Annotated in this window: 16 protein-coding genes; 9 read left to right on the top strand and 7 right to left on the bottom strand. The window is 56.2% G+C overall.

Annotated features, from left to right (window positions below; translation table 11 throughout):
- Positions 1-105: 105 nt before the first annotated feature.
- Positions 106-555, bottom strand: a complete 450-nt coding sequence (hemJ, locus tag AAD018_RS00645) for a protoporphyrinogen oxidase HemJ (protein ID WP_367314068.1) — start codon at positions 553-555, stop codon at positions 106-108.
- Between the two features lie 407 nt (positions 556-962).
- Between hemJ and AAD018_RS00640 the strand changes: the two genes are divergently transcribed.
- From AAD018_RS00640 to dnaQ, 4 genes are read left to right on the top strand one after another with little or no spacing between them, the layout of a single operon-like run.
- On the top strand, positions 963-1562 hold the full coding sequence (locus tag AAD018_RS00640) for a Maf family protein (RefSeq protein ID WP_367314069.1): 600 nt from the start codon (positions 963-965) through the stop codon (positions 1560-1562).
- Positions 1559-2383, top strand: coding sequence for a shikimate dehydrogenase (locus AAD018_RS00635; protein ID WP_367314070.1), 825 nt, complete (start codon positions 1559-1561; stop codon positions 2381-2383). Before AAD018_RS00640 ends, AAD018_RS00635 begins: the two co-directional genes overlap by 4 nt.
- Positions 2380-2964, top strand: coding sequence for a dephospho-CoA kinase (coaE, locus tag AAD018_RS00630; protein WP_367314071.1), 585 nt, complete (start codon positions 2380-2382; stop codon positions 2962-2964). Before AAD018_RS00635 ends, coaE begins: the two co-directional genes overlap by 4 nt.
- On the top strand, positions 2957-3646 hold the full coding sequence (gene dnaQ, locus AAD018_RS00625; protein ID WP_367314072.1) for a DNA polymerase III subunit epsilon: 690 nt from the start codon (positions 2957-2959) through the stop codon (positions 3644-3646). Before coaE ends, dnaQ begins: the two co-directional genes overlap by 8 nt.
- On the opposite strand, the gene secB is transcribed toward dnaQ, so the two are convergent.
- Positions 3643-4167: a protein-export chaperone SecB gene (secB, locus tag AAD018_RS00620; RefSeq protein WP_367314073.1), complete on the bottom strand. Its 525-nt coding sequence runs from the start codon at positions 4165-4167 to the stop codon at positions 3643-3645. The genes dnaQ and secB overlap by 4 nt on opposite strands.
- A gap of 54 nt (positions 4168-4221) precedes the next feature.
- Positions 4222-4698: an FxsA family protein gene (locus AAD018_RS00615; RefSeq protein ID WP_367314074.1), complete on the bottom strand. Its 477-nt coding sequence runs from the start codon at positions 4696-4698 to the stop codon at positions 4222-4224.
- Between the two features lie 105 nt (positions 4699-4803).
- On the opposite strand from AAD018_RS00615, the gene AAD018_RS00610 reads away from it, so the two are divergent.
- From AAD018_RS00610 to AAD018_RS00600, 3 genes are all read left to right on the top strand, one after another.
- Positions 4804-5463, top strand: a complete 660-nt coding sequence (locus tag AAD018_RS00610; RefSeq protein WP_367314075.1) for a Tim44/TimA family putative adaptor protein — start codon at positions 4804-4806, stop codon at positions 5461-5463.
- Between the two features lie 41 nt (positions 5464-5504).
- Positions 5505-6482, top strand: a complete 978-nt coding sequence (mltA, locus tag AAD018_RS00605; protein ID WP_367314076.1) for a murein transglycosylase A — start codon at positions 5505-5507, stop codon at positions 6480-6482.
- A 239-nt stretch (positions 6483-6721) separates the two neighbouring features.
- A complete protein-coding gene (locus AAD018_RS00600; RefSeq protein WP_367314077.1) occupies positions 6722-7066 on the top strand; it encodes a Smr/MutS family protein in 345 nt (114 codons plus the stop codon).
- Here the strand turns inward: AAD018_RS00600 and bchO are convergent.
- The 4 genes from bchO to crtA form a co-directional block, all read right to left on the bottom strand.
- Positions 7063-7875 carry an alpha/beta fold hydrolase BchO gene (bchO, locus tag AAD018_RS00595; protein ID WP_412005150.1) on the bottom strand — a complete coding sequence of 271 codons (813 nt, stop codon included), beginning with the start codon at positions 7873-7875 and terminating at the stop codon, positions 7063-7065. The genes AAD018_RS00600 and bchO overlap by 4 nt on opposite strands.
- 34 nt (positions 7876-7909) lie before the next feature.
- Positions 7910-9262, bottom strand: a complete 1353-nt coding sequence (locus tag AAD018_RS00590; protein ID WP_367314079.1) for a VWA domain-containing protein — start codon at positions 9260-9262, stop codon at positions 7910-7912.
- Positions 9263-9533: 271 nt separating this feature from the next.
- The gene (gene bchI / locus AAD018_RS00585) at positions 9534-10541 is read right to left on the bottom strand and encodes a magnesium chelatase ATPase subunit I (protein WP_367314080.1); all 1008 of its coding nucleotides are present in this window, start codon (positions 10539-10541) and stop codon (positions 9534-9536) included.
- Positions 10538-11257: a spheroidene monooxygenase gene (gene crtA, locus AAD018_RS00580; protein ID WP_367314081.1), complete on the bottom strand. Its 720-nt coding sequence runs from the start codon at positions 11255-11257 to the stop codon at positions 10538-10540. Before crtA ends, bchI begins: the two co-directional genes overlap by 4 nt.
- 199 nt (positions 11258-11456) lie before the next feature.
- On the opposite strand from crtA, the gene AAD018_RS00575 reads away from it, so the two are divergent.
- Positions 11457-12995, top strand: a complete 1539-nt coding sequence (locus AAD018_RS00575; protein WP_367314082.1) for a phytoene desaturase — start codon at positions 11457-11459, stop codon at positions 12993-12995.
- Positions 12992-14008, top strand: a complete 1017-nt coding sequence (crtB, locus tag AAD018_RS00570) for a 15-cis-phytoene synthase (RefSeq protein WP_367314083.1) — start codon at positions 12992-12994, stop codon at positions 14006-14008. The genes AAD018_RS00575 and crtB overlap by 4 nt, the downstream gene beginning before the upstream one ends.
- Positions 14009-14036: the final 28 nt, after the last annotated feature.

The raw sequence follows: 14036 nt of genomic DNA, 5'->3' as shown, positions 1-14036 counted from the left end.
ATCCTTGCGCAGACTGCGCGGGAGAGGGTCAAAGGTTTGACAGATGAAATAAGCACCAGGACTGGCGTTGAACTCGCAGATAGAAATTTCCCGCCAAAGAGTCAATCAGAACCAGATCGGCCGGACGATGACAGCAATGACGATGATGATCATAAGGACCGTCGGAACTTCGTTTGCGATCCTATAGCCACGGCCGCTGATTGTGTTGGTGCCAGCAAGAAGTTCTTTGCGCTTCTTCGAAAGCCAGCCATGATAGCCGGACATGAGGATCACAGCGATCGCCTTCAACCAGGGCCAAGCTGTTATCCAGTCGATCACACCCGGGGTAGCGACCATAAGAAGGCCGAAGATCCAAGTCGCGATCATCGCCGGGTTCATGATCGCCTTGAGGAGGCGCCGCTCCATCCGCTGAAACATTTCCTCTGTCTTGGATCCCGGCTCAACCTCTTCGACGTGATAAACATAGAGGCGAGGAAGGTAAAAGATGGCAGCCATCCACGCGATCACAGAGATGACGTGTAGAGCTTTGATCCATGGATAGAGGTCTGCGAGCATTTCGAGGTCCTTCAGCTGACCTTCTCTTTATAAAATATATATAAAGAAGAGTAGGGTATGTAGGAGATCCAGAATCTGTGGATTATCGATCTATCCAAGTATTATTCCCATTGGGTCGATCTGTGTGCAAACTGGTTTCTGATATAGGAAAAGAGAGAAAACTAAAAATTTTTTCAATAATATCAAGAACCTAGGATAAATCAGCGCGATTCTTTTCTGTGGACGAAAGGTGGGACACTGCGATAATCGCTGACTTACCCACAAACGCTCCCTGTTTCTTATCGACGGTGCATATCCAAAGAGGATCTGGCTCGGAATTCTTGTCTTTACCTGCAGCCCCCTAAAATCGGCACCTTTGTTCGTCAGCTCAGGTTGATCTCTACGCCACTTTCCCACAGATCTATCCTATGCCGCGTCCCATCGTCCTCGCTTCTTCGTCCGCCATCCGGAGCCAGCTTCTGTCGCAGGCGAGGGTGGATCACGAGACATTCCCCGTTCGAATAGATGAGGAATCGATCCGTGCATCAATGACAGCAGAGGGCGCTCCACCCCGAGATATCGCTGACAAGCTTGCGGAACTGAAGGCGATCAAGGCCGGGCGGTCATCTCCTGACTCTGTTGTGATTGGCGTGGATCAGGTCCTTGAGCTGGACGGTCAGCTTTACAGCAAACCCGTTAACCGCGCCGATGCAATCGCACAATTGAGTAAGTTCCGTGGACAGCGACACAAGCTCTTCTCGGCCGCCGTGGTCGTTGTTTCCGGTGAAGTCGTCTGGCGGCATATCGGTATGGTTCAGATACAGATCAGGAACGTATCGGATGCCTATCTTCAGGACTATGTGGATCGGAACTGGGATGAGATCCGGTACTGCGTGGGTTGTTATCAAATCGAAGGAGAGGGTGTTCGCCTGATGTCTCAGGTCAGCGGCGATTACTTTTCTGTTCTCGGTTTGCCGCTTCTCGAGCTTCTCGGGTATCTTGCCTTTCGAGAGGACATTGCAGGATGACAGGCCGTATCCCTCTTGCGGGTGTCGTGGGGTCCCCAGTCGGTCACTCGAAGTCACCGACGCTCCATGGTCACTGGCTCAAGCAGTACGGTCTTCCCGGTCACTACGTGCCGCTTCATATCGAAGCTGACGACTTTGAATCCGTCATCAGAACCCTCCCCAAGGCGGGTTTCGTGGGAGTGAATGTCACTGTCCCTCATAAAATCCGCGCGCTTGATATCGCAGATACGTCATCGAAATTTGCTGAGCGCATAGGTGCTGCGAACATGCTGACGTTTCGTCCTGATGGAACGATCTATGCGGAAAACAGCGATAGTTATGGATTTTTGGCTCATCTTAAGCAGTCAGCGCCGGACTGGAGGTCTCAGGACGGTCCCGTGTTGGTTCTCGGCGCCGGTGGCGCAGCGCGAGCGGTTGTGGCTGCGTTGATAGAAGACGGCGCGACGGATGTTGTTATTGCCAATCGAACAGCGTCGGCTGCGGAAGATATCGCGTCAGTGGCCAATTGCTCAACAGTCGACTGGTCGGATGTCGGATCGATCATTGAAGAGATGCAGACCATCGTGAACACCACGTCGCTTGGGATGACCGGAATGCCGCCGTTGCCGATGAACCTGAGTGGTTTGCCTGCGGGTCAGACAGTCATGGACCTGGTTTACGCCCCCCCTGAAACAGAGCTTTTGGCCCGAGCCCGACAAGCGGGATGTACAGCCGTGGATGGTCTCGGGATGCTGCTTCATCAGGCTGTGCCAGGTTTTGAACGGTGGTTCGGGGTGATGCCTGAGGTTGATGCAGAGCTGAGACGGGCGGTCCTTGGATGAGTGTCCTTCTTGGTCTTACCGGTTCTATCGCAACAGGCAAAACAATCACGGCAAGGATCTTTGCGGAAGAAGGCATATCTGTCTGGGATGCAGACGAGGCTGTTCACCGTCTTTATGCCAACGGGGGCAATGCCGTCGTACCGATCTCCGAGGCCTTTCCAGATGCTATCAAGGACGGCTCTGTAGATCGGCAGGTTTTGAAAACCGAGCTTGAGAAAGATCCGTCAGCCTTCGATCGGCTGAATTCTATCGTGCATCCTCTGGTTCGTGACGATCGAGAAGCATTCATCAAAAATCACGATGAACCAATCTTACTCTTTGATATCCCTCTGCTTTTCGAAACCGGCGCCGAGGCGTGGTTACATAAGACGATTTTGACAACGATAGACATCGACGAACAAAGACGTCGTGTCGCTGCCCGTAGGACGATGACTGAAACACAGCTAGAGTTGATATTATCTCGGCAGATGCCGGATCGAGAAAAGCGCAAGAAAGCAGACTACGTCATCGAGACATGGAGTAAGGTTCATGTCAGGCGGCGTGTGAAAGATATTCTGAAAGAGATTTCGACCGATGCGTGAGATTGTACTTGATACCGAAACCACAGGGTTCGAACCGGCAGATGGTGACAGGATCGTTGAGATCGGCGCCGTTGAGCTTCTAAACCATGTTCCGACAGGGAAAACGTATCACCAGTATATCAACCCCGAGCGATCAATGCCGAGAGACGCTTTCGAGGTTCATGGTCTTGGTGACGAGTTTCTGAAGGACAAACCTGTCTTTGCTGATGTGGCTGCGGCTTTTGTCGACTTTGTTGGACACGACAAGCTCATCATTCACAATGCAGCATTCGACATGAAATTCCTGAATGCCGAGCTGGGTTGGCTCAACCTGCCTTTGTTGCCTATCGACCAAGCGATAGACACTCTTGCGATCGCAAGACGCCGGTTCCCCGGAGCGCCTGCATCACTTGACGCTCTGTGCCGGCGGTTTGGCATCGATAACTCATCGCGAACCCTGCACGGCGCGCTACTCGATAGCGAGATCCTGGCCGAGGTGTATCTCGAGCTCATCGGAGGAAAACAGCCTGGTCTGATTTTGTCGTCGGACAACAAAAAGACCGAGAAGGCTGTAGATAATACGTGGCGAGCTACACCGCGTCAGAAGCAACTTCCTCCCAGATTGACGGAGGAAGAGGAAGCCTCCCACCGATCCTTCGTCGAACAGATGGGAAGCAATTCTCTGTGGGTGCGGAAAGCTTAGACTTCCGCGACCTTCTGCTCTTCGGTTCGACGCGCGATTTCCTGGCGATATAGCGCAAGGAAGTCGATCGGCTCGAGATTGAAGGGAGGGAAGCCACCGTCGCGCGTGAGATCGCTTACGATCCTGCGGAGATACGGGAAAAGAAGGCGCGGACACTCAATCAGAAGATAGGGGTGAAGCTGCGCTTCTGGCAGACCTTCGATCATGAATATGCCAGCATACTCGATCTCAAGCAGGAAGAGTTGATCGCCCTTGTCCTTTGCTTTCGATGAGACGGTCAGCTTGATGATGACTTCATATTGATTGTCGGCACCGCGTTTGCGGGCGTCGAGCTTCACCTGAACCTGGATCTCGGGAGTAACTTCACCGGTGACGCCTTTCTGGGCCATGACGTTTTCAAACGACATGTCACGCGTATATTGCGCGAGAATACGCTGACGGATCTCTACCTGCTGAACCTGCTGCGGATCAGTGGTTCCATTCGGTGCCTGTGGTGGGGTGTCGCTGCCGTTCTCGGCCATCGGGATGCTCCAGAAATGATTTCGCGCCCTGTTAACAGAGCGACCGGGGCCTCTTCAATGGCGTGTCCAGCCGGAGGGACGATGAGTTGGTTTTTGCTCTGGCGGGACTTCGGTAAATTCGCCGTCGATGACGCCGTCGTCACGAGACGCTGGTCTGGGTCTTTCTGCCGCCCCCGCCTCGAAGACTTGAATGCGATTTCGCAACGTCTCGAAGAGCTTGCGCTGAACCAACGGTGTCAAAAGAGCGAGGCCGACCGTGTCGGTAAAGAATCCAGGTGTCAGCAGAAGAGCCCCGGCGACAAGAACCATCGCTCCTGTCACAAGCGGTCTGGATGGGTCGGAGAATTCGGACATTGATCTGCGAAGGGCCGTTAGAGCCTGGCGTCCCTGACTTCGCACCAGATAGGTCCCGAGAACTGCAGTCAGCACGACAATAAGGAGCGTCCAGCCCGTTCCGATCAGAGATCCAACCTGCAGAAAGAGGAAGATCTCGAGGATCGGTATCGCGATAAAAAGGATCAAAAGCGGCATGCCGGGCTCCAGTTGCCTCTGCTGGCCGGTGGACGTGGCCTGTTGCACGTCCTAGATAAGATTATAACGCACCGTTTCTATAGCCCGAGTTGAAAGAGCCCGTCCATGAACTCTCCTATCCTTCAGCTGCTAGTCCTTGCAGGAATTGCCGTATTCCTGATTCTGCGGCTTCGGAGTGTTCTTGGGACACGGGAAGGCTTCGAAAAACCGCCCCTCCCGGTGGAGCGAGACACGCGACCACGCCGGCGGGAGTTTGAGGTGATCGAAGGTGGCCCGGATCACGACATCATCGATCATGTGCCGGAGAACAGCGAATCCGCTAAGGCTCTGATGTCGATGAAGGCCGCGGAACCCACTTTCAATGTGAGCGAGTTCCTGAGCGGCGCGCGCGGGGCTTACGAGATAATCCTCATGGCGTTCGAGAAAGGAAATCTGTCCGAAATCAAGGAGTTCCTTTCGGACGAAGTGTACGAATCCTTTGCCCAAGTCGTGGAACAGCGCGAACGTGAAGGCCTCACCATTGAGGCGACGTTCATCGGTGTAAGCGATGTTGCCTTGAAAGAAGCGACGTTCGAGCCTGATACGAAAACAGGCGAGATCACGATGCGTTTCATTGGTGAGATGACCAGCATTGTCCGGGATCGAGGCGGTGATATCATCGAAGGCAGTGAAACTGAGATCAAGCGCCAACGCGACGTCTGGACCTTTGCCCGCGCGATGGGATCAGACGATCCGAACTGGACACTGGTCGCCACTGCCGAATGAAGTGGCTCTCTGTCCTGGTGGTGTGCCTCGGGACTATGGCCATGGCAGACATCCGGATCACACAACTCGACTTCTCGGACCTTTACGGCTGGCCCAATGACGATCACACCGAAGCTTTAGCCGTCTTCACGGAAACGTGCGGCATTCAGCAAGATGACGATTGGCGCAAGCTGTGCGATCTGGCCAAGCGGGGGCCTAAAGCGAGACCTTTTTTCGAGGAGCATTTTCTTCCACTTTTCATCGAAGACGGAACCGACATGCTCTTCACCGGGTATTTCGAGCCGGAGATTGAAGGATCGCTTGAGCGAGGTGGTAGGTATCTTTATCCGCTTTATGCCATGCCGCCTGATATCGAACGAGGTATGCCTTGGCTGACTCGACGGGAAATAGAATATGGCGGCGTGCTGGAGGATCGCGGGCTTGAGCTTGCCTGGCTGGTGGACCCGGTAGATCTCTTTTTTCTGCAGATCCAAGGATCGGGCCGTATTCGTCTACCCGACGGTACGGTCCGGCGCGTGGGCTACGGCGGATCGAACGGCCATCCTTACTCGTCCGTAGGCCAAGAGTTGATCCGTCTTGGAAAGCTTCAGCCACACGAAGCGTCTGCTGGCCGTATCCGGTCCTGGGTCCGCGAGAATGGCATAGAGGGGACGGACCTTCTACGTGTGAACGACAGCTTTGTCTTCTTTCGGCCGGTGAATGAAGTTCCGCCTGAGAAGGGACCGATCGGCGCGATGAACCGGTCCGTGACAGCAGGTCGGACGATCGCGGTCGATCCGGATCTTACGCCTTTGGGTGCGCCCGTTTGGATCGAAAAGGAAGGCGTGACCCCCATGCGGCGCCTCATGATCGCACAAGATACCGGATCAGCGATTAAGGGGGCGCAGCGGGCCGACATCTTCTTTGGAACTGGCGACCAAGCAGGCCGGGCCGCTGGGCGCATCCGCGATCCCGGACGAATGGTCGTTCTTCTTCCGCGAGACCGGGTCTTTGCCATGAGACAGCGGCTTCGCCAGTGAAGAAGTCTCGACGATTAAGCGCCGAGGACAAGCGCCTATGGGATCAGATTGCGCGCAAGACCGTTCCGCTGGAGCGGAATGGGTTTCCAATCTCTGAACCAAAAACTGTCTCTCCAGGGCGAGAGGTGAGGTCAGATGAGAAGGCGATCCAAATAAAGCCGTTCGAGATCGGATCACGGACTTCCAAGACCGGTACAGCCTGGCCCAATCTCAGATCATCGGAAGCCCCTGAAATTCAGATGGATAAGAAGGCCTACAAGCGCCTCTCCAGAGGAAAACTAAATCCTGACGGTAGGATAGATCTACACGGTATGACACTGAGCGAGGCACAGCCCGCCCTGCAATCTTTCATCCTCTCGGAGTATGCGGCGGGGTCTCGACTGGTTCTTGTGATTACCGGAAAGGGTCGAACAGAGCGGGATACGGGGAGCGTCTTTTCTGCTCACCGAGGAATTCTCAGACGGTACGTACCCGAATGGCTCAGAATGGCCCCATTGAGGAATGTCGTTCTCGAGGTGCGCGAGGCCCATCAACGTCACGGTGGAGGCGGCGCGTATTATGTCTATCTGAAGCGTCTTCGCTAGCTCTCGTCTTCTATGATCTGTGCAACACGCGACGGATCTTCTTCGTGCGCCAGATGCCCCACCCCGTCTAGGAGGTGAAAACTTGACCCAGCGAGCTTCTCGGATGCCTGTTTCGACACCTGTGGTGGCACTGTCTTGTCGTTCGCCCCAGCGATGAGTGTGACCTTCCCTCGGTGCTTCGGCAGAGTTCGGAGGAGTGGCGTGAGATCCCATTGCGCCATCATCGTCAGCGTCGCATCGACATGATCTCTGTTCGTAATCAGCCGTCGGTACAAGTCCAGTCCTGCTCGGTCGATATCGGATCCCGTCCCCTCGATAAGGCGTCGGATCGCTGTGGGCGACGATGCTGTCGATGCAAAGAGATCGGGGATAAATGGAGTAAGAGCCAGGACCTTGGCCAATGCAGGAAAAAGCCAACCAGCAACCCCTTCAAATTTTCCAAGGGCGGCATTGATCCCAACGACCTGAGTGCTCGGTGCGTTGAGCGTCATTTGCAGGGCAAGCGCCGCTCCGGCCGAGTGTCCGACGATCAGGTTGGGTGTCCAATTCTCTTGCTGACAAAGAGCCTCAATGTCAGTCGCCATGTTGGCGAGACCGCATCTCTGCCTGTTTCCAAGCCGTGTGAAACCCTGTCCCGGAAGATCAATTGCTATGACGCGTCTTGTCTGCTTCAGGATCGGAAAAAGGCCTCGCCAGCTTTGCGTTGCTCCTCCTGCGCCGTGCAACAGAAGGGTAACCGGGCCTTCGCCCGCTTCTTGCACGTGCCAGCGGTGAGGCGCGCTATCTACAAACCTGGAATACTCTGCCATTGGCCAATCGGCAGCATCCCCGGGCCAGCGCATATCAAACGCTTGTCGTAGATGTGACGGCTTCGGACAGGCGGCTCGCGTCGGCGCGCGGCATCGGTAGATAGATCGCGTTCATCGATGTGGAAAGCTCCTCAAGAGATCTGCTCGCGCGTTTGCCTGTGTCGATCACGATTGCCTCGATTTGGTGCGCCTTGATTTGCGACGCGAGCGTTTGTGCATCTCGGCTCGCTCCGACCCTGTCAGCAGTTCCGTCGAGCCTGATGTTCGGACGACCATCCGTCAGAAGTACGACCGTAGGTGTCATGCCTTGCTGACGCGATCTGAGCGCTAGACCTAAGGCGTCCCGCAGACCAGAGGCCAGTGGAGTTCCACCACCACCCGGTAGGTCAGCCAGCTTTCTCTTTGTGCGCACCAGAGACCGGGTTGGAGGAAGCAGTGTCTCTGCGTCATCCGCCCTGAAAGCGATGAGTGAGACGTGATCACGGCGGGCATAGGCCTGCGACAGCAGAAGCTCTACGGCGCCCTTTGCTTCTCCCAGCCGGGAAATAGCGGCAGAGCCGGAGGCATCCACGACGAAGATCAGCAACCGATCGGACAAGCTTTCGTATCGTTTGAGCCGAATATCGGAGGGGAAGATCCTGACCCGCTCCCCTTGCCCCCGCATCTTTTGCCAAGGGGCGGCGGCCCTGAGTGTCGCTGGGATGTCGATCGACCGCGCACCGCTTAACCGACCTGGTCTTGACGGTAGGGGCCGGCCGCGACGGTTGCCTTTCTGGCGCGCGCCTGAACCGGATCCCTTCGCAGCGCGAGCTGTCCTGCTTTTGAGCTGCTCCAATAATCCGGCGGGAAGGCTCGACGCCACAGCGTCGAGAAGAAGGTCTTCGGGTATGCTAGTGCTCGTGTTATCTGATGATGGCTCGCTGTTTTCGCTCTCCTGAGGCGGATTCTCTTGTGTTGGCTCCGGCACTCGAGTCGCGCGGTGGGCGAGGACAAGACGAACTGCCACAAGAAGATCTTCGTCTGTCACGATATTTCGCGAGAACAGGGCTGCATGCATTCGCGCTGTCTGCACTGCCTGAAGACCCGATCGTGGATTCAAGATGCCCAGCGTGCTGCAAGTCTCTGCAACACAGTTGGCCAGATCGTCGATAAGTGGCGGAAGGCAATTCGACCCGGGGGCAATGACTGGTACGTGAAACGCGCTTGCTTGGACACCCGTCAGATCGATCTTGAACGCGAGCCGGTCCGAAAGAGCTGTCGGCAGCATACCTCCCTCGTCGAGGCTTTCATCCATGGCGAATACAGGCTGCTGCGCTCCCGTATCGATATATTGTGCAACACGCCCCGCCAGACCGGGCCGGATCCGCTCTGCGTTCGGGATGATCAATGGGCGGCCCCTTTTTAGAAGGCCTAAGGTTCGCGACGTGCTATCGCCGCCGAGCGCGGCTACCAAATCGACGGCACCGAAAAGTGTTGCGTCCTCGGTTTCAGGGTGAAGGCGTTGCTGGTCGGGAAAAGTGTCACGAATGGCTTCTTCGGCTCTCGACCTTGGGGCGCCATGTCTTGCGACGATATGTAAACCGCCAAGGCTCGCAGGCCTGGCACGAAGAACAGCCAACGCGATCGCAAGATCGCGCCCTTTATCGGAAAGACCAGGATCAGGCGCTAAGGACATCTTCAACGACCCGCGCCACGCGTGTTGCTCCAGTGGCCTCGTCCAAAGGATCGCGCCTTAGTCGATGGCCTAAGGCGATGGAGGCAATTTCCCGAATATGCGGTCGTGCCAGTGCGGTGTCATCTCGCCATGCGGCGAAGGCTCGCGCCGCTTTGAGAAGCGTCAGCTCTCCCCTTAGGCCATCAGAGCCAAGCGCAAGGCAAAGCTCCGCGATATCTGTCAGAATTTCGTCCGACACTTTCAACGTCTTCAACGTTCGCCTTGCCCGCTCGATCCGGTCTCGGATCGCGGCATCTTCCGCCTGCCAGCGCAGCATGAATGCGGCATGATCGTTGTCATAGGCATCACGTCGTTTGATGACCTCGACGCGATCCGCCGTTTGCGTCGGCGATTTGACCTCGACCGACAGGCCGAACCGATCCAACAACTGCGGGCGAAGATCGCCTTCTTCAGGATTTCCTGACCCGACCAGGACAAAGCGGGCTGGATGCCGAATAGACAACCCGTCACGTTCGACGACGTTTTCTCCGGATTGCGCAACGTCCAAGAGAAGATCGACGATATGATCCTCCAGCAGATTTACCTCGTCGATATAAAGGTATCCCCTGTTTGCCTGCGCCAGAAGCCCGGGCTGGAACACTTTCTCCCCGCTAGTCAGCGCGCGTTCGATATCCAGGGCCCCCGTTACACGATCTTCGGTGACACCTAGCGGGAGATCGACCACAGGGGTCAGCTTCCTAATCGTCTTCTTCGTCGCGATCCCCGACCAGTCCGGCACCTGCTTTGGCGTCTCGCTATTCACAGGACATCCCTCGACAGCTTCGATCTTCGGCAGAAGCGCAGCCAACGCTCTCACAGCTGTCGATTTTCCGGTCCCGCGATCGCCGAAGACCAGAACACCGCCGATCGACGGATCGATCGCCGTCAGAATAACGGCGCGTTTCATCTCTTCCTGACCGACAATGGCCGAGAACGGGAAAGAATCTTTCATTTCAGGACCTCCAAAGGCGATGACCCGTCCCATGTTCCAACGTCGGACGTAACTTCGAACCGGGCGTAAAGCTCTTCGCGGAACCAGCCCTCTGATCGCACCGCCTGGATTGCCTCGGCATGAGCGCCTGTCCGGGCGAATTGAGCCATCTTAAGTGCGTCTGGCCAGATGGAGAATGTGACTTGATGAAGCCATGGCACTTCTCCGAGGCCGATTTTGAATGCGACGTTTCGGTCTTGACCGATAGCGCTTGAGATGTCGGGAACGCGGCGCCAGAACCTCATCAGGATACTGGGTCGGATGGTGGCTCGTGTAAGAGCAGCCATAGGCCTGTGTCGCTCGTCTTTCTCTGAGGCCTGATCCGCACCGGCGGGCACGAACGGCTGGCTGCCCGACCATTCGCCACGCGATGAGAGGGGTGCCAAAAACACAGTCCAGGTCTCGGCAGCCTTCGTACGATAGCGTTCAAAGACCCTGCTTTCCAAAATTCTCGCTCGCGCGACACTTTCATTCGGCCACGTCGCGATCACAGCATAGACCGCAGTGTTCGGAAGCGGTGTGAAGCCTTCTCCCGTGCCGCTTCCGCAAAGCTTCCAGAATCCGAGATCAGGCAGCCTCGAAAGGGACAGACGGGCCGCTCCCATCATCCACAGAGCCCAAAGCCTGTGACGCAACGATCCAAAGCGAAAGAAGCTGATGCTGACGGTCTGACCCATTCCGTATCCTAAGTGTCAACTTATGCTTACACATGCAGATTGATATGGAAAGTGCGACCCAAAGCCGTCTTCCGGAGAAATAAGCTAATAGCTCTTAGATCTAAGCGGGCTGAAGGGATGGGTAAATATCTCAGTGATTCATCTCCCGCCAAGCAACTGAGAGATTGTCAACTATAGTTGACAGACCTATCCTAAGATCATGCAGACGACTCCCCAGACAAAAGAGACATCTGATCAAGCGCTGGTCATTGGCGCCGGCCTTGGCGGCCTTGCAGCAGCGATGCGCCTTGGGGCGAAGGGGTATCGCGTCACGGTACTCGATCGCCTTGACCGTCCTGGCGGCCGCGGATCCTCGATCACACAGGATGGACACAGGTTCGACCTTGGTCCGACAATCGTGACCGTTCCGGCGGTCTTTGAGAACTTGTGGACAGCTTGCGGTCGCGAGTTTTCCAAGGATGTCGATCTTCGCCCTCTCGATCCGTTCTATGAAGTCCGATGGCCAGACGGATCCCGGTTCCGGGCCTCTCACGACATGGAAGCCGAGGTCGAGCGCCTGTCGCCGCGTGACATCGAGGGGTTCCGGAAATTCCTAAAGGACGCCAAACGCCGATATGTCGTTGGTTTCGAAGGCATGGTCGCCAAGCCGATGAACCGCCTCAGCGATACCATTCGTGTCCTGCCGGAATTCGCGCGCCTCCGTGCGGACAAGTCAATTCTAGGGCTCGTCCGATCGCGAGTACGGGATGAACGACTTCGTATGGCGCTGTCGTTTCATCCGCTTTTCATCGGCGGCGACCCGAGGCATGTGACGTCCATGTACGGTCTCGTCAGTCATCTGGAGATGATGTTCGGCGTTCATTATGCAATGGGAGGTGTTCAGGCCATTGCCGATGCAATGGTCAAGGTTATCCAGTCTCAGGGAGGTGAGCTTCGGCTTGGTGTCGAAGCGGATGAGATCCTTGTTGAAAACAGCTCTGTTCGAGGGGTCCGCCTGAAGGACGGCGAGATGCTCGCCTCACGCTTGGTCATCAGCAATGCCGATGCAGGCCACACCTATGACCGCCTGCTTAAGAAAACGAAGAAGCGGCGCTGGACCCCCGAAAAACTCAAACGGCAGCGCTGGTCGATGGGGCTTTTTGTCTGGTATTTCGGGACCAAGAATAGTCGCGCTCTCTGGCAGGATGTTGGACATCATACAATCGTCAACGGGCCACGGTATGAAGGCCTTTTGAAAGATGTCTTCATAACCGGCCGCTTGGCTAATGATATGAGCCTTTATCTTCATCGACCGTCGATCACAGATCCGTCTGTCGCGCCTGCCGGAGACGATACATTCTATGCGCTCAGTCCTGTTCCGAACCTCGCCCATAAGGATTCAGTGGATTGGGAAATCAAGCTGGAGGCCTATAAATCAAAGGTGGCGGCTGAGCTGGAAAAGATCATCCCCGGGTTTCAGGACCGCCTCTCGACGGATCTTGTCTTCACGCCCCAAGACTTCAAGGACCGCTACCTATCTCCCCATGGCTGCGGTTTCTCCATCGAACCGCGTATCCTGCAAAGCGCTTGGTTCCGCCCGCATAACCTGAGCGAAGAGGCCCGCGGTCTATACCTGGTGGGGGCAGGCACGCATCCCGGTGCAGGGCTTCCGGGCGTAGTCTCAAGCGCAGAAATCGTGGCAAACCTGATCCCAGACGCAAACGTTCAGCTCGATACACCGCGGATGGCAGCCGAATGATCCGGCCGGACGATCTTATCCACTGCAAGAATGCGATCCGTACTGGCTCTCTTTCCTTCCATTCAGCGTCCAAACTCTTGCCTGGCTCGGTTCGGGATCCGGCGCTCGCTCTTTATGCCTTCTGCCGTCTTGCAGATGACGAGGTCGATGAAGGCCAATCAAAGGAGCGGGCGGTCATTGATCTCGAAAACCGGTTGGCCTTGGTCTATGCTGGCACGCCGCGGAACGCGCCAGAGGACCGCGCGTTCGCCGCGATTGTTGAGCAGTTCGATATGCCGCGCGCTTTGCCAGAAGCTCTGCTCGAGGGATTGGCATGGGATGCGATTGGGCGACGATACCAGACGCTATCGGATCTTCACGCCTACAGTGCGCGCGTAGCTAGCGCCGTGGGCGTTATGATGTGTGTCCTGATGGGCGTCCGCGACCGGCATGCATTGGCTCGCGCGTGTGATCTGGGGGCTGCGATGCAGCTGACCAATATCGCGCGGGATGTAGGAGAGGATGCGCGTGCGGGCCGTCTTTATCTTCCGCTTGAGATGCTGGATCAGGAAGGTCTCTCGGCTGAACAGTTTCTCAACGACCCGCAGTGCTCGGATGAGATAAAATCGATCGTCGCCGAGCTACTCAAGGCCGCCGATCGGCTCTATCTCCGATCGCAAACCGGTATCGCCGCCTTGCCGAGAAGCGCGCGGACGGGCATTTTCGCGGCACGGCTGATATATGCGGGGATCGGTTCAAGCATTCGGCGAAATGGTTTTGACTCGATCTGCTATCGGGCCCGGACCACGAGCCTTCAGAAAATGGGCTGGATCTCCCAAGCTGGACTGATGACGCTTGCGTCCTGCACAATGCCAAGATCAGCCGTCATTTACGGAAAACCCCTGGCAGAGACAGCGTTCCTCGTGGATGCGGCCGCTCGTTCCAGCCCTGCGGGACCATGGGGCGAAGGGCGCAGCGGGGATCTGATCGCGGTCTTTGCTGAGCTAAGGGCCCGTGATGGAATGCGTGCTTAGACCTGACATTCACCGACATCTTCGACGA

Origin of the sequence: Aestuariibius insulae, from assembly GCF_040783535.2 — a bacterium.
Taxonomy (GTDB): domain Bacteria; phylum Pseudomonadota; class Alphaproteobacteria; order Rhodobacterales; family Rhodobacteraceae; genus Aestuariibius; species Aestuariibius insulae.
This window is presented reverse-complemented; position numbering and strand designations above follow the sequence as displayed.

Bases quoted from the DNA above. Each gene is read 5' to 3' on its own strand.
- AAD018_RS00610 (WP_367314075.1), top strand. From the start codon at position 4,804: ATGAACTCTCCTATCCTTCAGCTGCTAGTCCTTGCAGGAATTGCCGTA.
- hemJ (WP_367314068.1), bottom strand. From the start codon at position 555: ATGCTCGCAGACCTCTATCCATGGATCAAAGCTCTACACGTCATCTCT.
- coaE (WP_367314071.1), top strand. From the start codon at position 2,380: ATGAGTGTCCTTCTTGGTCTTACCGGTTCTATCGCAACAGGCAAAACA.
- mltA (WP_367314076.1), top strand. From the start codon at position 5,505: ATGGCAGACATCCGGATCACACAACTCGACTTCTCGGACCTTTACGGC.
- bchI (WP_367314080.1), bottom strand. From the start codon at position 10,541: ATGAAAGATTCTTTCCCGTTCTCGGCCATTGTCGGTCAGGAAGAGATG.
- secB (WP_367314073.1), bottom strand. From the start codon at position 4,167: ATGGCCGAGAACGGCAGCGACACCCCACCACAGGCACCGAATGGAACC.
- crtA (WP_367314081.1), bottom strand. From the start codon at position 11,257: ATGGGTCAGACCGTCAGCATCAGCTTCTTTCGCTTTGGATCGTTGCGT.
- crtB (WP_367314083.1), top strand. From the start codon at position 12,992: ATGATCCGGCCGGACGATCTTATCCACTGCAAGAATGCGATCCGTACT.
- bchO (WP_412005150.1), bottom strand. From the start codon at position 7,875: ATGGCAGAGTATTCCAGGTTTGTAGATAGCGCGCCTCACCGCTGGCAC.
- AAD018_RS00635 (WP_367314070.1), top strand. From the start codon at position 1,559: ATGACAGGCCGTATCCCTCTTGCGGGTGTCGTGGGGTCCCCAGTCGGT.
- dnaQ (WP_367314072.1), top strand. From the start codon at position 2,957: ATGCGTGAGATTGTACTTGATACCGAAACCACAGGGTTCGAACCGGCA.
- AAD018_RS00600 (WP_367314077.1), top strand. From the start codon at position 6,722: ATGGATAAGAAGGCCTACAAGCGCCTCTCCAGAGGAAAACTAAATCCT.
- AAD018_RS00575 (WP_367314082.1), top strand. From the start codon at position 11,457: ATGCAGACGACTCCCCAGACAAAAGAGACATCTGATCAAGCGCTGGTC.
- AAD018_RS00640 (WP_367314069.1), top strand. From the start codon at position 963: ATGCCGCGTCCCATCGTCCTCGCTTCTTCGTCCGCCATCCGGAGCCAG.
- AAD018_RS00615 (WP_367314074.1), bottom strand. From the start codon at position 4,698: ATGCCGCTTTTGATCCTTTTTATCGCGATACCGATCCTCGAGATCTTC.